24 protein-coding genes and 1 tRNA gene are annotated in these 23,316 nt (G+C 47.5%); 21 read left to right on the top strand and 4 right to left on the bottom strand.

Going from position 1 to position 23,316, the window contains the following annotated elements; all coding sequences use genetic code 11:
- The first annotated feature begins 102 nt into the window (after positions 1-102).
- From BQ5809_RS07540 to BQ5809_RS07510, 7 genes are all read left to right on the top strand, one after another.
- Positions 103-1,326 (top strand): sugar MFS transporter, encoded by a 1,224-nt coding sequence (locus BQ5809_RS07540; protein ID WP_032827787.1) that lies wholly within the window; start codon positions 103-105, stop codon positions 1,324-1,326.
- Between the two features lie 141 nt (positions 1,327-1,467).
- Positions 1,468-2,853: an MFS transporter gene (locus BQ5809_RS07535; RefSeq protein WP_003787466.1), complete on the top strand. Its 1,386-nt coding sequence runs from the start codon at positions 1,468-1,470 to the stop codon at positions 2,851-2,853.
- A gap of 2 nt (positions 2,854-2,855) precedes the next feature.
- On the top strand, positions 2,856-3,377 hold the full coding sequence (gene ssb, locus BQ5809_RS07530; RefSeq protein ID WP_003787468.1) for a single-stranded DNA-binding protein: 522 nt from the start codon (positions 2,856-2,858) through the stop codon (positions 3,375-3,377).
- A gap of 236 nt (positions 3,378-3,613) precedes the next feature.
- Positions 3,614-4,198 carry a ubiquinol-cytochrome c reductase iron-sulfur subunit gene (gene petA / locus BQ5809_RS07525; RefSeq protein ID WP_003787471.1) on the top strand — a complete coding sequence of 195 codons (585 nt, stop codon included), beginning with the start codon at positions 3,614-3,616 and terminating at the stop codon, positions 4,196-4,198.
- Positions 4,199-4,215: 17 nt separating this feature from the next.
- Complete coding sequence (locus BQ5809_RS07520; protein WP_003787473.1) at positions 4,216-5,568, top strand: cytochrome b; 1,353 nt, start codon at positions 4,216-4,218, stop codon at positions 5,566-5,568.
- 13 nt (positions 5,569-5,581) lie between these two features.
- Positions 5,582-6,367 (top strand): cytochrome c1, encoded by a 786-nt coding sequence (locus tag BQ5809_RS07515; protein WP_003787475.1) that lies wholly within the window; start codon positions 5,582-5,584, stop codon positions 6,365-6,367.
- Positions 6,368-6,457: 90 nt separating this feature from the next.
- On the top strand, positions 6,458-6,943 hold the full coding sequence (locus BQ5809_RS07510) for a DUF4149 domain-containing protein (RefSeq protein WP_230478940.1): 486 nt from the start codon (positions 6,458-6,460) through the stop codon (positions 6,941-6,943).
- A 77-nt stretch (positions 6,944-7,020) separates the two neighbouring features.
- Here BQ5809_RS07510 and BQ5809_RS07505 read toward each other — a convergent pair whose 3' ends face one another.
- Together BQ5809_RS07505 and clpB are read right to left on the bottom strand one after the other, a co-directional pair.
- Complete coding sequence (locus tag BQ5809_RS07505; protein ID WP_038314696.1) at positions 7,021-7,908, bottom strand: transferrin-binding protein-like solute binding protein; 888 nt, start codon at positions 7,906-7,908, stop codon at positions 7,021-7,023.
- A gap of 137 nt (positions 7,909-8,045) precedes the next feature.
- Entirely contained in the window at positions 8,046-10,622 is a 2,577-nt protein-coding gene (gene clpB, locus BQ5809_RS07500; RefSeq protein ID WP_003787482.1) for an ATP-dependent chaperone ClpB, read from the bottom strand.
- A 184-nt stretch (positions 10,623-10,806) separates the two neighbouring features.
- Here clpB and BQ5809_RS07495 point away from each other — a divergent pair.
- The 3 genes from BQ5809_RS07495 (at position 10,807) to radC (ending at position 12,171) form a co-directional block, all read left to right on the top strand.
- Positions 10,807-10,897, top strand: a tRNA-Ser gene (locus BQ5809_RS07495).
- 76 nt (positions 10,898-10,973) lie between these two features.
- The gene (locus BQ5809_RS07490) at positions 10,974-11,408 is read left to right on the top strand and encodes an META domain-containing protein (RefSeq protein ID WP_032827790.1); all 435 of its coding nucleotides are present in this window, start codon (positions 10,974-10,976) and stop codon (positions 11,406-11,408) included.
- 73 nt (positions 11,409-11,481) lie between these two features.
- Positions 11,482-12,171: a RadC family protein gene (gene radC / locus BQ5809_RS07485; RefSeq protein ID WP_003791157.1), complete on the top strand. Its 690-nt coding sequence runs from the start codon at positions 11,482-11,484 to the stop codon at positions 12,169-12,171.
- A 58-nt stretch (positions 12,172-12,229) separates the two neighbouring features.
- Here the strand turns inward: radC and htpX are convergent, their stop codons facing one another.
- Together htpX and BQ5809_RS07475 are read right to left on the bottom strand one after the other, a co-directional pair.
- Complete coding sequence (gene htpX / locus BQ5809_RS07480) at positions 12,230-13,069, bottom strand: protease HtpX (protein WP_003787488.1); 840 nt, start codon at positions 13,067-13,069, stop codon at positions 12,230-12,232.
- Between the two features lie 171 nt (positions 13,070-13,240).
- Positions 13,241-14,200, bottom strand: a complete 960-nt coding sequence (locus BQ5809_RS07475; RefSeq protein WP_026036274.1) for a beta-ketoacyl-ACP synthase III — start codon at positions 14,198-14,200, stop codon at positions 13,241-13,243.
- Between the two features lie 112 nt (positions 14,201-14,312).
- Here BQ5809_RS07475 and gloA point away from each other — a divergent pair, with 112 nt between their 5' ends.
- The 11 genes from gloA (at position 14,313) to lptG (ending at position 23,283) form a co-directional block, all read left to right on the top strand.
- Positions 14,313-14,714 (top strand): lactoylglutathione lyase, encoded by a 402-nt coding sequence (gene gloA, locus BQ5809_RS07470; RefSeq protein WP_003787492.1) that lies wholly within the window; start codon positions 14,313-14,315, stop codon positions 14,712-14,714.
- Positions 14,715-14,825: 111 nt separating this feature from the next.
- Positions 14,826-16,112, top strand: coding sequence for a phosphopyruvate hydratase (gene eno, locus BQ5809_RS07465; protein ID WP_003787494.1), 1,287 nt, complete (start codon positions 14,826-14,828; stop codon positions 16,110-16,112).
- A gap of 292 nt (positions 16,113-16,404) precedes the next feature.
- The gene (locus BQ5809_RS07460) at positions 16,405-16,680 is read left to right on the top strand and encodes an FtsB family cell division protein (RefSeq protein ID WP_003787496.1); all 276 of its coding nucleotides are present in this window, start codon (positions 16,405-16,407) and stop codon (positions 16,678-16,680) included.
- A 51-nt stretch (positions 16,681-16,731) separates the two neighbouring features.
- Positions 16,732-17,193 (top strand): DUF2750 domain-containing protein, encoded by a 462-nt coding sequence (locus BQ5809_RS07455; RefSeq protein WP_003787498.1) that lies wholly within the window; start codon positions 16,732-16,734, stop codon positions 17,191-17,193.
- Positions 17,194-17,205: 12 nt separating this feature from the next.
- On the top strand, positions 17,206-18,399 hold the full coding sequence (locus BQ5809_RS07450) for an acetylornithine/succinyldiaminopimelate transaminase (protein ID WP_003787500.1): 1,194 nt from the start codon (positions 17,206-17,208) through the stop codon (positions 18,397-18,399).
- Complete coding sequence (rimI, locus tag BQ5809_RS07445; RefSeq protein ID WP_003787502.1) at positions 18,396-18,830, top strand: ribosomal protein S18-alanine N-acetyltransferase; 435 nt, start codon at positions 18,396-18,398, stop codon at positions 18,828-18,830. Before BQ5809_RS07450 ends, rimI begins: the two co-directional genes overlap by 4 nt.
- Entirely contained in the window at positions 18,824-19,582 is a 759-nt protein-coding gene (locus tag BQ5809_RS07440; protein WP_003787504.1) for a uracil-DNA glycosylase family protein, read from the top strand. Before rimI ends, BQ5809_RS07440 begins: the two co-directional genes overlap by 7 nt.
- Positions 19,583-19,636: 54 nt before the next feature.
- A complete protein-coding gene (locus BQ5809_RS07435; RefSeq protein ID WP_003787506.1) occupies positions 19,637-20,740 on the top strand; it encodes a methyltransferase in 1,104 nt (367 codons plus the stop codon).
- Positions 20,740-21,024 carry a hypothetical protein gene (locus BQ5809_RS07430; RefSeq protein WP_003787508.1) on the top strand — a complete coding sequence of 95 codons (285 nt, stop codon included), beginning with the start codon at positions 20,740-20,742 and terminating at the stop codon, positions 21,022-21,024. The genes BQ5809_RS07435 and BQ5809_RS07430 overlap by 1 nt, the downstream gene beginning before the upstream one ends.
- Before the next feature lie 16 nt (positions 21,025-21,040).
- On the top strand, positions 21,041-22,153 hold the full coding sequence (gene lptF, locus BQ5809_RS07425; protein WP_003787510.1) for an LPS export ABC transporter permease LptF: 1,113 nt from the start codon (positions 21,041-21,043) through the stop codon (positions 22,151-22,153).
- A gap of 65 nt (positions 22,154-22,218) precedes the next feature.
- Positions 22,219-23,283 carry an LPS export ABC transporter permease LptG gene (lptG, locus tag BQ5809_RS07420; protein ID WP_003787512.1) on the top strand — a complete coding sequence of 355 codons (1,065 nt, stop codon included), beginning with the start codon at positions 22,219-22,221 and terminating at the stop codon, positions 23,281-23,283.
- Positions 23,284-23,316 lie beyond the last annotated feature (33 nt).

Genomic DNA, 23,316 nt, shown 5'->3' with positions numbered 1-23,316 from the left:
GCAGCCTGCATTTTTTACCCATCTATGCGAATATTTGCAAATCGTTCGCATTATGGCTATGATGCGCACGGTTTGTATAACGAAAATCTGAAAGGATATATTGTGTCTTCACAAGCACCTAAAAACAACACGGTAGCGTTAGGCGTTTTGACCTCGCTGTTTTTCATGATGGGCTTCATCACTTGTATGAACGATATCTTGATTCCGCACCTAAAAGGCATTTTTAATCTGAACTACACCCAAGCGATGTTGATTCAGTTCTGCTTCTTTACGGCATACGCGCTGATGTCGATTCCAGCAGGCAAGCTAGTCGAAAAAATCGGCTACAAAGGCGGCGTGATTGGTGGCTTTTTGATTGCGGCTTTGGGTTGTATTTTGTTCTATCCAGCGGCAGGCAGCGCGTCTTATCCGATTTTCTTGGGCGCGTTGTTCATTTTGGCAACGGGCATTGTGTTGCTGCAAGTGGCAGGCAATCCGTATGTGACCCTGTTGGCAAAACCAGGTAAAGAATCGGCAACTTTAACCTTGATTCAAGCGTTTAACTCGTTGGCAACCGCGATTGCGCCGCCGATTGGTGCAGCGTTGATTTTTGTGGACGCAACCGCTAGCATCGAAGAACGCATTTCATCGGTACAAATTCCGTATTTGGGTTTGGCTGGTTTCATGATTTTGCTTGCCGTTGCTGTGGCGTTGATTAAATTGCCCGATGCGCGTCAAATCGCCCAAGAAGAAACTGAACACAACCACGACGGCAAAACCAGCGTGTGGCAATACAAACATATGATTTTGGGCGCGGTCGGCATTTTCTGCTATGTGGGCGGCGAAGTGGCAATCGGTTCAATGATGATTAACGTGCTAGAACACGTTGCCAACCTAGACCACGCCAAAGCAGCAGGCTATTTGTCGCTGTATTGGGGCGGCGCGATGGTCGGTCGCTTTGCAGGCACGTTCTTGATGAGTAAATTTCAACCACATAAATGCTTGGCGTTTAACGCAAGCGTGGTGGTTGCCTTGATTTTGTTGGCGATTGTGGCTGGCGGTCATGTGGCGATGTGGTCTTTGTTGGCGATTGGTTTGTTCAATTCGATTATGTTCCCAACGATTTTCTCTTTGGGTACAAAAGGTTTGGGTAAATTCACAGGCGAAGCGTCTGGCATTATTTGTACGGCGATTGTGGGCGGTGCGTTGATTCCTGTGGTGCAAGGCGCGTTTGCCGATATGCCTAGCATTGGTTTGTTGCCAGCGTTCTTTGTATCGGCGTTGTGCTATTGCTACATCGTGTTCTTCGCGTTGAAAGGACACAAAGTAGATGAGCAACAAGCGTAATCACTTAAATGGATAAAAAAGCAGCCTGCACTTTTGGTTTACAGAAAGTGCAGGCTGCTTTTGCGTTAAATTGGCGCGGTGGCAAATGAATAATGCTATAATCCGCGCCATTTTAATTACGCGGTTCACACGAGAGACACTATGGCAAGAAAAGCAAAAATACCTATGTTGGCACACGAATGGCGCGCTTCGGTGTCGCTATCGGGCGTGTATGCCTTGCGAATGCTGGGTATGTTTTTGGTGTTGCCAGTGTTGGCATTACACGCGCACCAGTTGGCAGGTGATGGCGCAAGCAGCCTTAAAATGGTGGGCTTGGCAATGGCAGCATACGGCTTAACCCAAGCGGTTTTGCAGTTGCCATTGGGTATGTTGTCCGACAAAATCGGGCGCAAAAAAGTAATTTATTTGGGTATGACCGTGTTTGCCGCAGGCAGTTTTTGGGCAGCCTGCACATCAAGCGTCGAATCGTTGATTATGGCGCGAGCAGTGCAGGGCGCAGGCGCAGTCAGCGCAGCGGTTACGGCTTTGCTGGCAGATTTAACGCGAGAAGAAGTCCGCACACGCGCCATGTCTATGATTGGCTTGACGATTGGTTTGACCTTTTCCGTGAGCTTGGTGTTGTCGCCCATTTTGACCAGTTGGTTTGGTGTGGAAGGCTTGTTTGTCATCATGGGCGTGTTGAGCGCGGCAAGCATGGCGTTGGTTGCGTGGTACACACCCGAGCCGCAGCGTTCACGCATACACCAAGACACACAAGTCAAAGCCAATCACTTGGGCGAAGTGTTAAAAAACAGCCAGTTATTGCGCCTTGATTTGGGGATTTTTGTCTTGCAGGCTGGTTTGATGGCAATGTTTACCGTGTTGCCGTTTGCCTTGCGACAGCTTGGTTGGGACAAAGCCACACATTGGCAAATCTACTTACCCGCCACCGTCATCGGCTTAATTTTGATGGTGCCAGCGATTATTGTTGGCGAAACACGCAACAAACTTAAATCTGTGTTTTTATTGGGCATTACTTTGGTGATTGCCGCGCAGGCTGCTTTGATTTGGAGTTTAAGTTCCGCATGGTCGATTGGCATAGCATTGGTGATTTATTTTATTGGATTCAATATCTTGGAAGCCAGTATGCCGTCTTTGGTATCCAAAATCGCACCGTCTAATCTAAAAGGCACAGCAATGGGTGTGTACAATACCACGCAATCGTTAGGCGTGTTCACAGGTGGGCTGTTGGGCAGCCGATTGTTTGATTGGGCTGGCTACGCAGGTGTGTTTGGTTTTTGTTGTGGCATAGGTGCGATTTGGTTGATGTTGGCGGCGACTGCTCCTGCACCATTGCCTGTCAAAAACGTGGTTTATGCGATACCCGATGCATGGAAAAACCGTTTGCCCGATTTAGGCACAGCATTGCAGGCTGCTTCTGGCGTGCAAGTGGTCAGTTTTAGTGATGATGGCGAAACCGTGTTCATCAAAGCATTGCAACACGGTTTTGACGAAGATAAAGTGAAACAAATTTTGATAGGAGAATAATCATGTCATTAAATAAAGTGATGTTGATTGGACGTTTGGGGCGCGACCCCGAAACACGCTATATGCCCAATGGTGATGCAGTGTGCAATTTTTCGGTAGCGACCAGTGAAAACTGGACAGACCGCAACAATGGTCAGCGTCAAGAACGCACCGAGTGGCACAATATTACGATGTATCGCCGCCAAGCCGAGATTGCCGCGCAATATTTGCGTAAGGGCAGCCAAGTGTATTTGGAAGGCAAAATCCAATCGCGCAAATACACCGACAAAACAGGTGCAGAACGCACCGCATACGACATTGTGTGCGATGTCATGCGTATGTTGGACAGCAAAAACGGTCAGCAAGGTGGCAGCAGCCATGTTCCTTATGATAACGAATACAGTGCCGCACCGCCGCCAGCACGTCAGCAGCCTGCACCTGCCGCACCAGCCAGCGAACCGCCAGTTGCACCACAACGTCGCGAAAGTAAACCTGTTGCACCAGTTGAACCCGTAGAAAACATTGATGAAGACATTCCATTTTGATGTTTTGTATACAAATAAATGAGTTATTAAATGTGCAGGCTGCTTTTCATAACCAGCCTGCACTTCATTAGCTTGATAAAACTCTGCGAAAAATCAAATTTTCATACAAAAACTTTACCTAATTTTAAATAATGCTTTAAGCTATACAAAAAAATCAGGTAAAATCGCATGGTTTAAAGGCACTTTCCCACTCACCAGCGCGTGACAACACGCCAAAATCTGGATGACTGAATAACATGGATAATAAAGAAATTAATCAAGGACGCCGTCGCTTTCTCACCCTTGCTACCGCAGGCGCAGGAGCTGTCGCTGCTGCTGGCGTGGCAACGCCGTTAGCGGCAAGTTGGTTTCCGTCAGAAAAAGCAAAAGCTGCGGGTGCATCTATCGAGGTGGACATCAGCAAAATCGAAGCAGGTCAGCTCACCATTGCCGAATGGCGTGGTAAGCCGATTTTTGTGCTGCATCGCACACCTGCACAAATCAAAGATTTGCCATCGCTTGACGGCGAATTGGCTGACCCAGCTTCCAATGCAGAACAACAACCCGAATACTGCAAAAACCCTGCACGGGCCATCAAAGAGAACATTTGGGTGGCGATTGGTATTTGCACGCACTTGGGTTGCTCGCCCACTTATCGCCCCGATGTAGGTGCAGCCGATTTGGGTGGCGGAAGCTGGAAAGGCGGATTCTTCTGCCCATGCCATGGTTCTAAATTTGACTTGGCAGGTCGTGTTTATGCAGGCGTACCTGCGCCAACCAACTTGGTTATTCCACCATATAAATACGTTAACGATAACGTTATTTTGGTTGGTGAAGACTAATAAAAAGGGAACACACTATGGAAAACCAAAAAAGCTGCAATAAGGCAAAAGCCTTGCTAGACTGGGTGGACGCGCGTTTCCCCTTGTCAAAAATGTACAACGAACACGTTGGACAATACTACGCGCCTAAAAATTTCAACTTCTGGTATTTCTTCGGTTCGTTGGCATTGTTGGTACTCGTGATTCAAATCGTAAGTGGCATTTTCTTGACCATGAACTTTAAACCAGACGGCACGACCAACGCGCAAAACTTGCCTGTTGCCTTTGCAGCAGTGGAATACATTATGCGCGATGTATCGGGCGGTTGGATTATTCGCTATATGCACTCAACAGGCGCATCGTTCTTCTTTATCGTGGTGTATTTGCACATGTTCCGTGGCTTGATTTACGGTTCATACAAAAAACCGCGTGAATTGGTATGGGTGTTCGGTTCGTTGATTTTCTTGGCACTGATGGCAGAAGCCTTTATGGGTTATTTGTTGCCATGGGGTCAAATGTCATTCTGGGGTGCACAAGTGATTATTAACTTGTTTGGCGCAATCCCTGTGATTGGCCCAGACCTATCTACATGGATTCGTGGCGACTTCAACGTGTCAGACGCAACCTTAAACCGCTTCTTTGCCTTGCATGTGATTGCTGTGCCATTGGTATTGCTCGGTTTGGTGGTAGCCCACTTGATTGCCTTGCACGAAGTTGGCTCAAACAACCCAGACGGTATTGAAATCAAAAAACTTAAAGATTCCAACGGTATTCCATTGGACGGTATTCCATTCCACCCTTACTACACCGTAAAAGACATTTTGGGCGTAGTGGTATTTTTGATTTTCTTCTGTGGCGTGATGTTCTTTGCCCCAGAAGGCGGTGGCTATTTCTTGGAAAAACCAAACTTTGACCCAGCTAACCCACTGGTTACGCCAGCGCACATTGCACCAGTTTGGTATTTCACACCGTTTTATGCGATTTTGCGTGCGATTCCATCATTCTTGGGTACACAAGTTTGGGGCGTAATCGGCATGGGCGCAGCGGTTGTATTGATTGCCTTGTTGCCATGGCTTGACCGTGGCGAAGTGAAATCGGTTCGTTATCGTGGTCCAATTTTCAAAACCGCATTGGTATTGTTCATTATCTCATTTATTGGTTTGGGTATTTTGGGCGCGATGGTAGCGACTGACGTGCGTACATGGGTTGCGCGCGTGCTGTCAATCATTTACTTTGTTTTCTTCTTGTTGATGCCAATTTACACCAAAATGGACAAAAACAAACCTGTTCCAGAGCGTGTAACCATGGGTACAACCAAACAAAAAATTATGTTCTTTGTTTACGTTGTCATCACATTGATTGGTTCATACTTGTTTGCAACCAATATTTAAGAGGGCAGTTAAAATGAAAAAAGCATTTAAAAATACCATTGCTGCCTTATTGTTGGCAGCACCCATGAGTTTGGCAGTTGCTTCTGGTGGCGGTCATTATGAACCAGTGGACATTGACCCACGCAACCAAGTTAGCTTGCAACGTGGCGCACAAATTTTTGTGAACAACTGCTTGTCTTGCCACTCTGCGTCTGCAATGCGTTTTAACCGTTTGCAAGACATCGGTTTGAGTGAAGACGAAATCAAGAAAAACTTGATGTTCACAACCGATAAAGTGGGCGATGTAATGCAAGCACATATGCCAGTTGCCGATGCTAAAAAATGGTTTGGCGTTGTACCACCTGATTTGACGTTGATTGCGCGTTCTCGCGGTGCAGATTATATCTACGCTTATTTGCGCGGTTTCTACAAAGACCCAACGCGTCCAAATGGCTGGAATAACACTGTGTTGCCGAATGCCGCGATGCCCCATGTTTTGTGGGAGCAACAAGGTGTTCAAGCCGTTCGCTTGGATAAAGACGGCAAGCCTGTGATGAAAGAAGACGAACACGGTGTTAAAACGCCTGATTTGTATTGGGAAAGTGCAGGCAAGTTGTCACGCAAGAGCAAAGACGGCACAGTCATCACCAAAGAATACGATGACTATGCACGCGACTTAACCAACTTTATGGCATACATGGCAGAACCTGCACAGGTTCAACGTAAGCAAATTGGTTATGTAGTGCTGATGTTTTTGTTGGCAGTGTTGTTGCCATTGGCATACTTCCTGAAAAAAGAATATTGGAAAGACGTACACTAAACAAAAAATGCGCCCTAAATCATTTGGTTTTGGGCGCTTTTTTTACTGCAAGCAGCCTGCACTTTTGTTATGATTGCAGGCTGCTTTTATATGAAGAAAAGGATTGATATGCGCCGTTTGACTGCATTATTACTGGGCATTTGGCTCGGTATTCACATTTGTGGCGGCTACATTGCCACGCACCTATTGTTTACACGCTTGGCGCACTTGCCAGACGGACGCTTGCTTGCCGCACAAATTGCAGGCAGCTTGTTTCATGTCATCAATTATATGACGCTGTTTGTGTGGGTTTTGGTGTGGATAGCAGTCAAGCAAGATGCCAGACGATACAGCCATCGCAAAACACGTTTGCCGTTTTGGTCGGCTTGCGTGTTGCTGTTCACAGGCATCAACGAATTTCTGTTTTCCCCTGTTATCCGCGCCTTGCGTGATGGACAAACCAACTGGTTGCACGATTTAATTGGCGGACGTTTGGGCTTGTGGCACGGCGTATCCAGCTTGTTGTATATCACGATTGGCTTTATTGGTTTGTGCGTGTGCATTCGTTTATTGCGTTTGGACGAGCCACGTTATTAAATTCAATACAAAAAGCAGCCTGCATTTTAATGGTTATTTAAAGTGCAGGCTGCTTTTTATTGGCAAGGCAATCAATTTTATTTTTTTGTACCAATAAACACACCAATCGTTTTTTCAGTTTGGAATACACCGCCAATTTCTGTGGCATTGTTGCCATAGAAACCACCTTTCACAGCTGTGGTTGAACCCGCTGCCGATTCAAAACGATTGCCCATGATATTGGCTTTGATGTCAATATCTGCACCGTATGTGTCCTTGACATCAAACTTACCTGTTAACGTTTTTGCGCCAAAATCCACACTTAATCGTGCAGGCGAGTTGCCTTGTAAAAGATTGGTGCTTTGCGAGACGCTTGTGTATCCTTGATTGTCTGTGTGACGGACATGACCTGCCACATTAACATCATAAGTCGCGATGCCTTGTTTGGGGATTTGTGCTATATCCGTTGCATTACCATTCACAAACGCAAAATTATGAATATGACCGCTAGTGTTGCCATTGCTTTTCGCGCCAATCACACCCACCACCACATTTTTAGAACTACGCGATACCAGTATGTCAGAAATACCAGCAGGAGTATGACTTGCACCCGCAGACAAATTGCCAGAATATAAACCCCAACGACTAGTGCCAGATGTAACATTTGCCATATTGTTGGGTGCAGTAGGCAGTAAATCGATTGAAATGCCATTTAGCGTGATTTTGTAAAAGCTATTGGCATCAAAAGTCAGGGAATGTTTGGCTTCGGCTGAATTTAAATTGGACGTGTTTACACTAACCAAATAATTTGTGCCACCTTGATTGACAAAATTGGCAGCCGTTGGATTGGTTGGAGAGGTGGGTGTTGGTGTATTGTGCGATTGAGTGGCAACCATATTATTGCTGCCACCACTGCTACCACACGCGCTTAAACCTAACGCAGTCGCTGCCAACAATAGCCATGTATTTACTTGAATAGATCGCATAAAATTTTCCTTTTGTTTAGTTAAATTAAGAAAATAACGACAATGAATTATCGTCTATTCTGTAAGATATTGTCAATATAAAGAAGCAGCCTGCACTTTATCATGATTTTAAGTGCAGGCTGCTTTTATATGGTTATTTAAGCAAAAATCAACGTATCGCCATTTGTATCAACACGAATCACGCTATCAGACGTGTATTGTCCATTCAGCAATGCTTTTGCCAATGGATTTTCAATTTCCGCCTGAATGGCACGTTTGAGCGGACGCGCACCGTACACAGGGTCAAAACCAGCATCGGCAATCAAATCCAACGCCGCTTCCGACACTTCCAAACGCAAATTCTGCGCCGCCAAACGATTTCGCAAGCCAATCAGTTGAATTTTCGCAATATTACGAATATTCGCCTGACTCAAACCATGGAACACGACCACTTCATCAATACGGTTAATCAATTCAGGGCGGAAATACGCTTTCACATCGTCCATTACTGCTTCTTTCACCGCCGCATAATCGGACGTGTCGCCCATTTCCTGAATATTTTGACTGCCAATATTGGAAGTCATCACCACAACTGTATTTTTAAAATCCACCGTGCGCCCTTGACCGTCCGTCAAACGCCCATCGTCCAACACTTGCAGCAAAATATTGAACACATCAGGGTGCGCTTTTTCCACTTCGTCCAACAAAATCACGCTGTATGGTTTGCGGCGAACTTGTTCGGTCAAATAACCGCCTTCTTCGTAGCCAACGTATCCCGGAGGCGCACCGATTAAACGCGCAATGCTGTGTTTTTCCATGTATTCCGACATATCAACGCGGATTAAATGCTCTTCGCTGTCAAACAAGAAATTCGCCAGCGTTTTGCACAATTCCGTTTTGCCCACGCCAGTCGGACCCAAAAACAAGAAACTGCCGTAAGGTTTATTCGGGTCTGCCAAACCGCTACGGCTACGGCGAATCGCGTCCGCCACCGCGCGTACTGCTTCATCTTGACCGACAACACGCTTGTGTAAGACTTCTTCCATTTTCAACAATTTTTCGCGTTCGCCTTCCATCATTTTGGAAACAGGAATGCCCGTCATGCGCGACACGATTTCCGCCACTTCTTCCGCGCCCACTTGCGTGCGGAACAATTTATTCGCTTGTTTCAGGCTGCCTGAAGATTCCGCCGCGTGTAATTGCTGCGTCAATTTCGGCAACACGCCATATTCCAATTCAGACGCTTTTGCAAAATCGCCAGCGCGTTTCGCTTGTTCAATTTTTAAGCGCGTGTCTTCAATTTGTTTTTTCACATCATTGGAACTCACAGAAGACGCTTTTTCCGCTTTCCAAATTTCGTCCAAATCCGCGTATTCTTTTTGCAGGCTGCCAATTTCTTCATCAATCAATTCCAAGCGTTTTTTACTTGCATCATCGGTTTCTTTCGCCACGTGCATTTTTTCCATTTGCAGTTGAATAATACGGCGGTCAAGTTTATCCATTTGCTCGGGTTTGGAATCTAATTCCATTTTAATGCGACTGGCGGCTTCATCAATCAAATCAATCGCTTTATCAGGCAAAAAGCGGTCGGTAATGTAGCGGTTAGACAATTCCGCCGCCGCCACAATCGCAGGGTCGGTGATGTCCACACCGTGATGAATTTCGTAACGCTCTTGCAAACCGCGTAAAATCGCAATCGTCGCTTCCACGCTCGGCTCATCAACCAACACTTTTTGGAAACGGCGTTCCAAAGCCGCGTCTTTCTCAATATATTGGCGATATTCGTCCAACGTGGTTGCGCCAATGCAATGCAATTCGCCACGCGCCAAAGCTGGTTTCAACATATTGCCCGCGTCCATTGCGCCGTCCGATTTGCCTGCGCCAACCAGCGTGTGAATTTCATCAATAAAAATCAAGCTGTTGCCGTCATCTTTCGCCAAATCATTCAGCACCGCTTTCAAGCGTTCTTCAAATTCACCACGAAATTTCGCGCCAGCAATCAACGCCGCCAAATCCAACACCAACAAGCGTTTACCGCGCAATGATTCAGGCACTTCGCCATTGACAATGCGTTGCGCCAAACCTTCTACAATCGCCGTTTTGCCGACACCCGGTTCGCCGATTAACACAGGATTATTTTTCGTGCGGCGTTGCAAAACTTGGATTGCGCGGCGAATTTCATCATCGCGCCCAATTACAGGATCAAGTTTGCCGTTGCGTGCGCGTTCGGTTAAATCGGTGGTGTATTTTTTCAGGGCTTCGCGTTGGTCTTCCGCGTTTTGATTGTCCACAGTTTGTCCTTGGTTGAGTTTTTCAATCGCTTGGGTCAATTTGGCTTCGGTTACGCCAGCGTCTTTTAAAATTTTACCTGTCGCACCGTTTTCTTGGATTAAGCCGAGCAAGAATAATTCGCTGGCAATATAAGTATCGCCGCGTTTAACTGCTGCCTTGTCCATTAAATTGAGCGCGTTTTGCAATTCACGGCTAGCAGAAATATCGCCACCATTGCCCGAAATTTTGGGTAGCGCACTCAAAGCAGCCTGCACTTTTTGTTTGATTTGGCTGACATTGCCGCCAGCTTGCACCAGCAATGCCGCCATGCCGTTTTCGTGGTCGTCCAACAAGGCTTGCACAACGTGTGCCGCTTCCACATAAGCGTGGTCGGCAGCCATTGCCGAGCTTTGCGCGGTTTGTAAAATAGATTGGAATTTACTGGTTAATTTATCGTATCGCATTGTGTTTTCCTTTTCAGAAATGATTGTATGGACACAATATAAGGCTGTTTGCAACAAAAACAAGGGCAATATTTTTGAATTTTGTTCTATTTAAAATCACATGATTACAAAATATTGCCATAAAAATACAAAAAACGCTTGCCACACATATCAAACGTCTGTATTATTCGCTTCTTACCACAGCGGAGGTTTGGCAGAGCGGTTTAATGCAACGGTCTTGAAAACCGTCGAGGGTTGATAGCCCTCCGTGAGTTCGAATCTCACAGCCTCCGCCACTATTTCAGCCCCTTGATGATTCAAGGGGCTTATTTTATATTAGTACTTTATTTTTTTGCACAGAAAGTCATTAACATGATTAAAACGGCTGGATTATGGATTGCGATGAGTGGGATTTGGGCAGTCTGCACCGTTGCTGCACCTAGAGAACCTAAATCGGACGCGTCATCGCCACGTTCTTTGGCAGTACAATGGCGCGTGGTGGATAGCTCTGCTATTCGTGCGGATTGGGCACGACATCGCATTGTGTTGGATTGGCGTAATTTGGCGCAGGCGACTGCCGATGCAGGCTGCAATACTTTGACGTATGCAGTGCAGGCGGATACCAACGCGCAAACGGTGCAGATTGCTGTGGTGGCTTCTACGCTCATGGCGTGTAAATCGGGCATGGATATTGAAATGGCGTTAGGGCAGGCATTGAATCAACAAACTTTGCATTATCAATGGGATAAGGCGGATTTGATTTTGCGCCATAGCAATGGAACAACTTGGCGATTGCGTAAACAATAGTGAATACAACTATTAAATGCAGGCTGCTTGCGGATTTTGTGATGAAATTCGCAGGCTTTTTTATGGAGTAAGCATGAGCATCAAACATTGGGAAGAAGGAGAGCGTCCGCGCGAAAAATTGTTGCAACGTGGCGCAGAAGCATTGAGCGATGCGGAATTGCTGGCGATTTTGTTGCGCGTTGGCACGCAAGGCATGAGTGCGGTGGATTTGGCGCGGTCGTTGTTGCAAAACTATGGCGGATTGGGCGGTGTGATGACGGCATCGGTGCAGGATTTGTCGCGCCACAAAGGCATGGGAACGGCGGCATTCGCGCAATTTGCGGCGGTGTTGGAAATTGGTCGGCGCGTGTTAAGCGAAGAGATGCAAGAGCAGCCTGCATTTCATTCGCCCAACCAAGTTGCCGATTATTTGCGTTTACGCATTGGGCGCGAGCGCGTGGAAGTGAGCGTGGCGTTGTTTTTGGATACGCAGCATCGTTTGATTGCGTGCGAAGAACTGGCGCGTGGCACGGTGATGGCGAATCATGTGTATGTTGCCGAAGTGGCGCGGCGCGCCTTGCATCATCATGCAGTGTCTGTAGTATTTGCGCACAATCATCCGTCTGGCAGCCTGCAACCATCGCCCGAAGATTTGGCGTTTACCCATAAATTGCAGGCTGCTTTGCATTGGTTGGATTTGCGTTTGCTTGACCATTTTATTGTTACGGCATATGGCGCGGTTTCGTTTGCAGAACAAAAGTGGCTGACTGAGATTGAGGATTAAAAAGCAGCCTGCATTTTTGGTCAACAAAAAGTGCAGGCTGCTTTGATTTATTTTTGTATTACATCATTTGCAAACGCGCAATGCGGTTATCCAAACTTGGGTGCGTGGAAAGCAGCGAATCTTTCGCGTCGCTGGCAATACCCATTGCCGTCATATCTTGTGGCAACTGGCTTGCACCGCCTTTTAAGCGTTGCAGCGCGGCAATCATTTTGGTTGGGCCAACCAGTTTGGCTGCACCTGCATCGGCACGGTATTCGCGTTGGCGGCTAAACCACATCACAATAATGCTCGCCAAGAAACCGAACACCATTTGTAACACCATGTACACCAGCATATATGTTCCTTGGCTGGTTTCGCCGTCTTTGTTTTGGGCGACAACGCTGGCAATAATCTTGGCAAAAAACACCACAAATGTATTGACCACACCTTGAATCAGCGTCAGCGTCACCATATCGCCATTGCCAATGTGCGCCATTTCGTGCGCTAACACCGCTTCCACTTCATCGCGCGTCATACTGTTCATCAAACCTGTGGACACGGCAACCAGCGAGCTGTTTTTAGTCGCGCCAGTTGCAAAAGCGTTGGGTTCAGGCGAATGGTAAATGGCGACTTCGGGCGTTTGCAAATTCCATTGACGCGCTTGATTTTCTACTGTTTGCAACAACCACGCTTCTACTTCGTTTTGTGGTTCGGTAATCACTTCTGCGCCCACTGATGCTTTGGCAATGCTTTTGGACATGAGCAGCGAAATAATCGAGCCGGTAAAACCAATCACGGCTGCTGAACCGAGTATGCCGCCCAAGCTGTTGGAACGTCCCAAACCTGTGATTTGCAAGATAATGCTGATAACCAGCAAAACCGCAATATTGGTTGCCAAAAAGAGAAAAATGCGTTTCATGGTGGTGTGTCCTTTGTATTTTTGGATAGAAATTGTGGGCGATTATCGCAAAAATGCGCGGTAAAAAATGTGATTAAGCGTAAAACGATGCAAATGTTGGTTGCATAGAAAAGCAGCCTGCAATTTTTGTTTACCAAAAGTGCAGGCTGCTTTTTGCGTATTCAAACTACATCAATACTGAATCAACACCGCGCCCCATGCAAAACCGCCGCCAATGCCTTCTAGCAGCACGTTTTGTCCGCGTTGAATGCGTCCATCGCGAATGCCTGCGTCCAGAGCCAATGGAATAGACGCGGCAGATGTGTTGGCGTGGTCTTGTACGGTTAAAATCACTTTGTCCATACTCAACCCCAAGTGTTTGGCGGTGGCTTCAATAATGCGGCGATTGGCTTGATGTGGCACAAGCCAGTCAATTTGTCCGGTGGTGTAGCCTGCTTCGGTGATGACTTCATCGGCAACGGCAGAAAGCTGTTTGACGGCAAACTTAAATACGCCTTGCCCGTCCATCGTTACAAAAGGCGAACCGCAAATTTGCCCTTCGCTCATTTGGGCTGGCACTTTGAGCAAATCCAAATGTGCGCCATCGGCATGGAGTTTGCTGTGCACAATGCCTGCTGTTTCGCTCGCGCCCAACACGACTGCGCCTGCGCCATCGCCAAACAAAACGCAAGTGGCGCGGTCATTCCAATCCACAATACGGCTAAACACGTCTGCGCCAATCACAAGTGCTTTTTTTGCCATGCCGCTTTTAATATACGCATTGGCGGTGGTAATTGCATACATAAATCCAGCGCAAACGGCTTGCACGTCAAACGCAGGGCAGCCTGCTATGCCGAGTTTGTTTTGCACAATGGTGGCGGTGGCAGGAAATTGCATATCGGGCGTGGCGGTTGCCAACACAATTAAATCGATTTCGTTTGCCGATACACCTGCATCTTGCAAGGCACGACGTGCCGCTTCGGCAGCCAAATCGCTGGTTTTTTCGTGGTCGGCAACGATGTGTCGCGCTTTAATGCCTGTGCGCGTGGTAATCCATTCGTCTGATGTATCAATGCGTTGCGCCAAATCGTCATTGGTTACGCGGTTGGCTGGCAAATAGCTGCCTGTGCCTAAAATTTGAGCATAAAGCATGATGCGCCCTTTGGTTGTAAACATAAAACTTGGCTATTGTATGTAATCTATATGGTTTACTCAATGCGTGTGATAAAATTCGCGCTTTACACAACCACATAGGAATACGATTATGCGTTTACTGCACACCATGTTGCGCGTGGGCAATTTAGAACAATCTTTGGCGTTTTACACCGAAGTGCTGGGCATGAAATTGTTGCGCCGCAAAGACTATCCCGAAGGACGTTTCACGCTGGCTTTTGTGGGCTACGGCGAAGAAAGCGACACCACGGTTTTGGAATTGACCCACAACTGGGACACGCCGTCATACGATTTGGGCGCAGGCTACGGACACATTGCGATTGAAGTAGATGATGCCTATGCCGCTTGCGATGCGGTTCGTGCCAAAGGTGGCAAAGTAACGCGCGAAGCGGGGCCGATGAAACACGGCACAACCGTGATTGCGTTTGTGGAAGATCCAGACGGTTACAAAATTGAATTTATTCAAAAGAGAACAGGCGCGGATACTTATTAATAAAACGAAAAAGCAGCCTGCACCCAGAATAATGATGTGTGCAGGCTGCTTGAACGCGCTATAATTACGTTTCACAGATTTTTTACCCAAACCATAACAGGAGTACACCAAATGAGTGCTATTGTAGATATTTTTGCACGCGAAATTTTAGATTCACGCGGTAACCCAACTGTTGAATGCGATGTATTGTTAGAAAGTGGCGTAATGGGTCGCGCAGCCGTGCCAAGTGGCGCATCAACAGGTCAAAAAGAAGCCTTGGAATTGCGCGATGGCGACAAATCGCGCTATTTGGGCAAAGGCGTGTTGAAAGCGGTTGAACACGTTAATAACGACATTGCCCAAGCCCTGATTGGCATTGATGCCAGCGAACAAGCCTACATTGACCAAATCATGTTGGACTTGGACGGCACAGACAACAAAGCCAACTTGGGCGCAAACGCGACTTTGGCGGTGTCTTTGGCGGTGGCGCGTGCCGCAGCAGAAGACGCTGGCTTGCCCTTGTATCGCTACTTGGGTGGCGCAGGACACATGGCGTTGCCTGTTCCCATGATGAACGTGATTAATGGCGGCGAACACGCTAATAATAGCTTGGATATTCAAGAATTTATGATTATGCCTGTGGGCGCGACTTCGTTCCGTGAAGCCTTGCGTTGCGGCGCAGAAATTTTCCACAACCTGAAAAAATTGTGCGACAGCAAAGGTTTCCCAACCACTGTGGGCGATGAAGGTGGTTTTGCACCGAACTTGAACAGCCACGAAGAAGCCTTGCAGTTAATCGTAGAAGCGGTTGAGCAAGCTGGCTACAAAGCAGGCGAAGATGTATTGTTGGCATTGGATTGCGCGTCTAGCGAATTCTATAAAGACGGCAAATACCACTTGTCAGCCGAAAACAAAGCGTTTACTAGCGCGGAATTTGCCGATTATTTGGCAGACTTGGCAAGCAAATTCCCAATCATCTCGATTGAAGACGGCATGGACGAAAACGACTGGGAAGGTTGGAAATTATTGACCGAAAAATTGGGCGGTAAAGTTCAGTTGGTGGGCGATGATTTGTTTGTGACCAATCCAAAAATCCTTGCAGAAGGTATTGAAAAAGGCGTTGCCAACGCATTGTTGGTAAAAGTAAACCAAATCGGTACATTGAGCGAAACTTTGAAAGCGGTTGAATTGGCAAAACGCAATCGTTACGCCAGCGTGATGAGCCATCGTTCGGGCGAAACCGAAGACAGCACGATTGCAGATTTGGCGGTTGCAACCAACTGTATGCAAATCAAAACAGGTTCGTTGAGCCGTTCTGACCGCATGGCAAAATACAACCAATTATTGCGTATTGAAGAAGAGTTGGGCGATATTGCTTACTACCCAGGCAAAGCGGCTTTTTATCAATTAGGTAAATAAAAATAGGAAAAAGCAGCCTGCACTTTGTTGATTAACGGTCGTCATTCCTGCGTAGGCAGGAATCCAATGTAATATTCAAGTTATTGGAAAATCAATCCTGAAACTGAATAATGTAGATAGATTCCCGCTTGCGCGAGAATGACGGCGATTGAGTATATTGTAGGTTGGGTCGCAACCCAACACATATCGTTTCAATCAGAGTGCAGGCTGCTTTGCCCTTTTGTCCAAATCTTTGATTTGGGTATAAAAGGGTATGCCGTAGGCACTCGTTCCAACCAAATCAATCGTACACATGAAATACATCACTTGGATTTTATTGGCGGCGTTGGCTATGCTGCAATACAGCCTTTGGTTTCATCAAGGCGGTTTGCACGTTCAATATGCTCAAATGGAAAAAAATGCCAATAATATCAAACAACAAAACGATATGCTTCGCCGCGAAAACGAAATGCTCCGCGCCGAAGTGCAAGATTTAGAAAACGGTTTTGACACCAAAGCCGAAATTGCTCGCAGCGAAATGGGCTATATTGGCGATGGCGAAATTTTCTACAATCTCAAACCCGATTAACCATGCCGTGCCGTTGGTTCAACTGCACGGTTTTTCGCAATTAAAGTCATTATGTTAAACGAAAAAAATCCCGATACACATTATCTCCAATTTGTGCAAAATGTGGTGCGCGATGGCATGGTCTATGCCTTGCAAGACCAAAATGATTCTTTTGCCGAATGTACGTCCGAAGAATGGTTTGACCAATGGGGCAACCCATTGTCGGTGTTGTGTTTTTGGGACGATGCCGATGATGCTCTTATGTGTTCGCAAGACGAATGGAGCGAATATCAGTTGGCAGAATATTCGTTGGACGAGTTGATGATTGAAATCTTGCCTGCCATGTACGAACAAGAAGAATTGGTTGGCATTGCGTTTGACCCACAATTATATGGCTCGGAAGCCGACCCATTGCAGTTATTGGTGGATTTGATTAGCGAAATTGAACACCAAAATCTGCACGATGAATACGATTTAGAACCTTTGAAAAAAATTGTGCAAGACGCACAGCAAGAAAATCGTGTGATACATTGATAAAGGAACACCATGCAAAATTATTTAACCCCCAATTTCGCTTTTGCGCCCATGATGCCTGCTCGCGCATTGGGTAGCCGCGTTTGGAGCGAAGACGGCAAAGAATACATTGACTTATCGGGCGGCATTGCCGTGAACGCTTTGGGACATTGCCATCCCGATTTAATCGCTGCGCTTACCGAACAGGCGCAAAAATATTGGCACGTTTCCAATTATTACACCACGCAGCCTGCACAAGAATTGGCACAAAAATTGGTGCAACATTCGTTTGCCGACAAAGTATTTTTTGCCAACTCGGGCGCAGAAGCCAACGAAGCTGCACTCAAATTGGCGCGTAAATACGCCAAAGACCATTTTGGTGCAGACAAAAACGAAATCATCGCCTGCGTGAATGCGTTTCATGGGCGGACTTTGTTTACCGTGTCGGTTGGCGGTCAGCCCAAATACAGTGAAGATTTCGCGCCTTTGCCAGCAGGCATCACGCATATTCCGTTTAACGATGTGGTGGCGTTGCAGGCTGCTATTTCCAGCAAAACTTGCGCCGTAATCATTGAGCCTATTCAAGGTGAAAGCGGCGTTTTGCCAGCCACCCAAGCTTTTATGCAGGCTGCGCGTGATTTGTGTACCGAACACAACGCCGCCTTGATTGTAGATGAAGTGCAAACAGGCATGGGGCGCACAGGCACATTGTTCGCCTACGAGCAATACGGCATCGCGCCCGATATTTTGTCCACCGCCAAAGCCTTGGGCTGCGGTATTCCGATTGGGGCAATGCTGACCACCGACCAATTTGCGCCTGCGTTTTCGCTTGGTTCGCATGGCAGCACGTTTGGCGGCAATCCGCTGGCGTGTGCCGTTGCCAATCGTGCGTTTGATTTGATTAACGCGCCCGAAACTTTGGCGCACGTTGCCGCACAAAGCGAAAAATTGCAGGCTGCTTTGCAACAAATCGCACAAGAAACAGGCGTATTCCAAAACGTGCGCGGACAAGGTTTATTGCTGGGTGCGGTGTTGGCAAAACCGTATGAAAATCAAGTGAGCGGCTTGGTGCAGGCTGCTTTGCAACACGGTTTGATGGTATTGGGTGCAGGCGGTAACGTGTTGCGTTTTGCGCCGTCTTTTTTGCTGTCGGACGAAGATTTGCACGAAGGCATGAATCGTTTGCGCCACGCGATTGCGGCTTGGCAAACCAGTTTAACCGCATGAAAACGAATCGTTTAGCGCAACCAAATGACCTTGCCGATTTGCAACGCATAGACACGCAAAGTAATCCATCGGCATGGACGGCAGCGCATTTTGAAGCAGCCTGCACTTCGCCGCACGACACGGTGTTGGTGTTGCAACAGCAGCAACACATCGTCGCGTTCATTGTTTGGCAAACGGTATGCGATGAAATGGAATTGCATTTAATCGCCACCGACACGGCATATCGTCAGCAAGGTTGCGCCAGCGCGTTGATTGAACACATGCTGCACGTGGCTCATCAACAAAATATTGCGCGGATTTTTTTGGAAGTGCGACAAAGTAACCACGCCGCGCAACAGTTGTATGCCAAACACGGTTTTGTCCACATTGCCACGCGCAAAAATTATTACAGCAACGGCGAAAACGCTTGGATTATGGAGAGATTATGCTAGACACGCGCTACATTCATCTGCACGAAGCCTTGGGATTGGGCGCGATGTGGCTACATCAAAATGCCAAAATATTGGGCAAGCAGCCTGCATTTTCTGCGCCAACACGCGCCCCCGAAACCGCCAAGCAGCCTGCACTACGCGATACCGCCCAGCCCACGACATCACGCAAAAGCAACGAACCACCGTCTTTTGATGCGCTGGATAGATTGCGCCATCAAACCCAAGCCAAAGAAAAAGCCGAAGCGGAAAAGCAAGTGGTTAAAACTGCCGCCGCGCCGATTCCGTTTGCTGTGCCAATGCCGACTCGTATGGCGCGCGTGATGGCGTTGAGCGTGTGCGCGTCTATGCCAGACATCGTGCATAAACGCTTGTTTAGCGAGCAAGATGGCGAGTTGCTGCACAAAATGTTCGCGGCGATTAACTTGCAGCCCAGCGATGTTCATTGCACGACATGGCTGAAAAATTTTGATAATTTCAATCCCAAACCCGATTTGAACCAAGTTCAAGCCGATGCGCCGCAAGTGCAAGCCGAATGGCAACAATGTGGGCAACCGCCGTTGCTGCTGTTGGGCGAATTTTTTGAGCGCGATGACGTGCAACAATGCCTGCGTGAAACCTTGCCACGAGCGCATTATTTTATTATTCCACACCCGTTGCGTATTTTGAAACACCCCGAATTGAAGCGCGATGCGTGGAATGGGTTGCAGAAATTGCAGAAGCGGTTGAATGACAATCCACGTGCAGCCATTTAATTCCCTCACAGGAGAGGGAATAGATTTGCAGAAATTCGTATTTCAAAAACAACCATGACCCAAACCGTTTTACTCAACCAAACCCCGATTGCCTATCGCAACGAAAGTTCGCAAAAGCCGCCACGCGAAGTGGTAGAAGTTACCCAAATCAACGCCGAACAGCTGCTCAAACAAGCGCGAAATGGTATGGCAACGGTGTGGCGTGGCGATTTTCATCAAGCCAAACAAGTGCTATCGGCACTCAAAAAACGCGCCAAAATCCAGCCCAAACCGCAAACCAATCCCAGCGATGTGTTTCATCAACATCGTTTGGCGCAGTCGCAAAGTAGCTCGTTTGCCAATAGATTGCTGGTGCAAATTGACGCGAATTTTGCGCTGAATTTGCCACGCGCTCCGCAAGTGCAGGCTGCTTTGCGCGATGTTTTTGGCGCGGAAAACAGCGAGCCGTTTTTGTTGCCACTCAATCAACTGTTGGGCTACATTGGCGCGCACGAATGGCATAAAAAAGGCGTGTTTGTGCCTGCGCTGCAGCATAATATTCATGTGCCGTTTGGCGTGTTTTCGCCCATTCGCGGCGAATATGTGGATTTGGTGGCAAAAGCAGCCTGCACTTTTGCGCCCCAGTTGGCAATGGACGTGGGAACAGGCAGCGGCGTGTTGGCGGTGGTGTTGGCAAAAGCAGGCGTGGCGCAAGTTTGGGCGACCGACAACAATCCACGCGCCATTGAATGCGCTCGTCAAAATGTGGCGCGATTGGGCTACGCAGCGCGAATTGAAATCGTCCAAACCGATTTGTTTGCCGATGAATGCGTGGATTTGATTGTGTGCAATCCGCCGTGGTTGCCTGCTCGCCCAACGTCTGCGATTGAAACGGCGTTGTATGACGAACGCCATGCTATGCTGCACGCGCTGTTAAACGGGGCTGCCGCGCATTTGAACGCAGGCGGACAGCTTTGGATTGTGATGTCGGATTTGGCGGAACACTTGGGTTTGCGTCAAACAGACGATTTGAACAACTGGTTCGCGCAGGCTGGTTGGCGCGTTAAAAGCAGCCTGCACACGCAGCCGCAACACAGCAAAGCGCAAAATAGCCACGATACGCTCGCTTTTGCGCGACAACGCGAAACGACCACGCTGTATTGTTTGGAGCGCGAATAATGTGGACACGCCAATCTGTGTTGCCTGAACAAGAGCCGTGCGATTTCAATCAAACCGATTATGCCGTGCCACAACTGTGTGCAGGCGCGAGCGATGACGGACAGTTTATCTACGATGCGGTGTACGATGTGCAGGCTGCTTGGTTTGTGCTGACGGCGTTGCACATCAATCCAGAATGGGGCTTTGTGGAAAGCGAAAAGCGCGTGATGTTGGCGACTCGTGCCGAACTGTTGGCTCAAATCGCACAAATAGAAGCCGCCCCTTTGCACTGGCTGGAAAATTAAAAAATGATTGAACACTATGATTTATAAAAAACAATTCATCAAAGAAACCACGCTAGTCGCCATAGGAATTTTTTCGGTGGTGCTGGCGATTTTGCTGTTTACGCAAGGCGTGAATATGCTCGGACGCGCAGCCAGTGGCAGTGTGGCAATTGACGCGGTGGGTGCACTCATTGGCTTTTGGGTGCTGGGCATGACACCGCTGCTGCTGGTGCTGACGGCATACATCAGCATTTTGACCGTGCTGACTCGCTATTGGCGCGACAGTGAAATGGCGATTTGGCTATCCAGCGGCTTGGGCTTAAAACAATGGATTAAGCCTGTTTTGACCTTTGCCTTACCTTTGGCGATGTTGGTGGCGGCGATGCAATTATTTGTGTTGCCAAACGCCGAACTCCGTAGTCGCGAATACGGCGAATTGCTCAAACAAAAGCAGAATTTATCGTTGATAGAACAAGGCACGTTTGCCGAATTAGGTAAGCAAAACAATCGTGTTTACTTTGTGGAGCAGTTTGATGCCGAAGTTGGCGAAATGAGCCGTTTGTTTATCCGCGAAGTAGATGAAAAAGGGCGCGATAGCGTGGTGTTCGCCCAATCGGGACACATGAAACTGGAAGCAGACAACCGCCGCGTGCTGGTGTTGCAAAACGGCTATCGCTACACAGGCAACGCAGGGCAGGGTGATTTTGAACAAGTGTCGTTCCAAGAATTGCAACTGGTCATCAATACCGCACCCAAATTGATTGAGCCGATTAACCATCGCCGCACCATTCCCAGTCAAAACCTCATCGGCAGCGACAATCCGCAATACCAAGCCGAGCTAATGTGGCGTATTTCGTTGCCGATTACTGTGATTTTGTTGAGTTTATTGGCGATTCCGATTTCGTATTTTAATCCGCGCACAGGCAATTCGTATCATGTGGTGGTGGCGGTGGGCTTTTTCTTGTTCTATCAAAACGGCTTAACCTTGCTGCGCGATGCGGTGGAAGACGGTAAAATCCCATTTTGGGCAGGCTTGTTGCCCATGCACATCATCATGGCAGCCTGCATCTTTGTGTTGATGAAAATGCGTTCTATGCCCGCGCAACCGTTTTGGACAGGGGTAAAAAGCGCGTTGTTTGGGGCGCGATAATTTGCCGTCATCACACAAAAAATACACAAACGGTGTTTACTTAATATAAAAAAGCAGCCTGCAATATGAAATTATTATCTCGCTATATTATTACTCGTCTTTCTTTGATGTCTGCCTATGCGCTGTTTGCCATTTTGTCGCTGTATAGTTTTATCGACTTGCTGTCCGAAATCGGTATTGTTGGTCAGAACTACACAATGGCGGTGGCATTGCAATATATTGCGTTGCAAATGCCAGCGCGTGCCTATCAACTGATGCCACTTGCCACGCTGATTGGTGGTTTGATTGCGCTTAATCAACTGGTGTCTAGCAGCGAATGGGCGGTTATTAAAACCAGCGGTTGGAGTAGCAAGCGGCTCATCGGCACGATTTTGCAATTTGGCGCGATTTTTGCCGTTTTTACGATTTTGTTGGGCGAATGGATTGCACCCGAATTAAGTCGCCGTGGCGATGCCATCAAAACATTAGCTAGAAGCCAACAAACCACTTTGGTGCACAACGGCGTGTGGATTAAGCAACCCAATAGCATGATTAACATTGGCGCGATGTTGCCCGATAAAACCTTGTTGGACGTGAAGATTTGGCAGTTTAACGACCAATATCAATTAACCGAAAGCGTTTATGCCAAGCAAGCTCGCTTTGCCAATGGACAATGGCAGCTCAACCAAGTGCAAAGCAGTGAATTAGCAGACAAGCAAATCCGCACGAGCCAACAAGGACAAAGAACATGGCAATTTAATATACAAAGCAATATGTTAGATGTGTTAATGGTGAAGCCAGAGCAAATGTCGTTTATCAACCTAACGCAATATATTGGCTATTTAAAAGACAACAAGCAGCAAACCGAAGCCTATGATGTGGCATGGTGGAATAAACTGGTTTACCCTATTGCTACGATGGTGATGGCGTTGGTTGCTTTGGCGTTTACCTCCAATTCTGGGCGACACGGCAACTTGGGCTTGAAGCTATTTGGCGGTATTTGCTTGGGATTGTTGTTCTTTTTTACAGGGCGATTGTTTGGCTTTACGACCCAGTTGTATCGCGTTCCCGCTTTTGTTTCGGCAGTATTGCCTACGCTTGGGTTTGCCTTATGGGCGATGTGGTTGATTGTGAAGCAAGAGAGACGGTAAATTTAATCCACTATAATCAAAAGCAGCCTGCAC

Origin of the sequence: Kingella kingae ATCC 23330 (assembly GCF_900111845.1) — a bacterium.
Taxonomy (GTDB): Bacteria; Pseudomonadota; Gammaproteobacteria; order Burkholderiales; family Neisseriaceae; genus Kingella; species Kingella kingae.
This window is presented reverse-complemented; position numbering and strand designations above follow the sequence as displayed.

Bases quoted from the DNA above. Each gene is read 5' to 3' on its own strand.
- BQ5809_RS07455 (WP_003787498.1), top strand. From the start codon at position 16,732: ATGTTAAACGAAAAAAATCCCGATACACATTATCTCCAATTTGTGCAA.
- petA (WP_003787471.1), top strand. From the start codon at position 3,614: ATGGATAATAAAGAAATTAATCAAGGACGCCGTCGCTTTCTCACCCTT.
- BQ5809_RS07510 (WP_230478940.1), top strand. From the start codon at position 6,458: ATGAAGAAAAGGATTGATATGCGCCGTTTGACTGCATTATTACTGGGC.
- eno (WP_003787494.1), top strand. From the start codon at position 14,826: ATGAGTGCTATTGTAGATATTTTTGCACGCGAAATTTTAGATTCACGC.
- BQ5809_RS07435 (WP_003787506.1), top strand. From the start codon at position 19,637: ATGACCCAAACCGTTTTACTCAACCAAACCCCGATTGCCTATCGCAAC.
- BQ5809_RS07460 (WP_003787496.1), top strand. From the start codon at position 16,405: ATGAAATACATCACTTGGATTTTATTGGCGGCGTTGGCTATGCTGCAA.
- ssb (WP_003787468.1), top strand. From the start codon at position 2,856: ATGTCATTAAATAAAGTGATGTTGATTGGACGTTTGGGGCGCGACCCC.
- BQ5809_RS07475 (WP_026036274.1), bottom strand. From the start codon at position 14,200: ATGCTTTATGCTCAAATTTTAGGCACAGGCAGCTATTTGCCAGCCAAC.
- lptG (WP_003787512.1), top strand. From the start codon at position 22,219: ATGAAATTATTATCTCGCTATATTATTACTCGTCTTTCTTTGATGTCT.
- BQ5809_RS07430 (WP_003787508.1), top strand. From the start codon at position 20,740: ATGTGGACACGCCAATCTGTGTTGCCTGAACAAGAGCCGTGCGATTTC.
- BQ5809_RS07505 (WP_038314696.1), bottom strand. From the start codon at position 7,908: ATGCGATCTATTCAAGTAAATACATGGCTATTGTTGGCAGCGACTGCG.
- BQ5809_RS07450 (WP_003787500.1), top strand. From the start codon at position 17,206: ATGCAAAATTATTTAACCCCCAATTTCGCTTTTGCGCCCATGATGCCT.
- radC (WP_003791157.1), top strand. From the start codon at position 11,482: ATGAGCATCAAACATTGGGAAGAAGGAGAGCGTCCGCGCGAAAAATTG.
- gloA (WP_003787492.1), top strand. From the start codon at position 14,313: ATGCGTTTACTGCACACCATGTTGCGCGTGGGCAATTTAGAACAATCT.
- BQ5809_RS07515 (WP_003787475.1), top strand. From the start codon at position 5,582: ATGAAAAAAGCATTTAAAAATACCATTGCTGCCTTATTGTTGGCAGCA.
- rimI (WP_003787502.1), top strand. From the start codon at position 18,396: ATGAAAACGAATCGTTTAGCGCAACCAAATGACCTTGCCGATTTGCAA.
- BQ5809_RS07490 (WP_032827790.1), top strand. From the start codon at position 10,974: ATGATTAAAACGGCTGGATTATGGATTGCGATGAGTGGGATTTGGGCA.
- BQ5809_RS07440 (WP_003787504.1), top strand. From the start codon at position 18,824: ATGCTAGACACGCGCTACATTCATCTGCACGAAGCCTTGGGATTGGGC.
- clpB (WP_003787482.1), bottom strand. From the start codon at position 10,622: ATGCGATACGATAAATTAACCAGTAAATTCCAATCTATTTTACAAACC.
- BQ5809_RS07520 (WP_003787473.1), top strand. From the start codon at position 4,216: ATGGAAAACCAAAAAAGCTGCAATAAGGCAAAAGCCTTGCTAGACTGG.
- BQ5809_RS07535 (WP_003787466.1), top strand. From the start codon at position 1,468: ATGGCAAGAAAAGCAAAAATACCTATGTTGGCACACGAATGGCGCGCT.
- htpX (WP_003787488.1), bottom strand. From the start codon at position 13,069: ATGAAACGCATTTTTCTCTTTTTGGCAACCAATATTGCGGTTTTGCTG.
- lptF (WP_003787510.1), top strand. From the start codon at position 21,041: ATGATTTATAAAAAACAATTCATCAAAGAAACCACGCTAGTCGCCATA.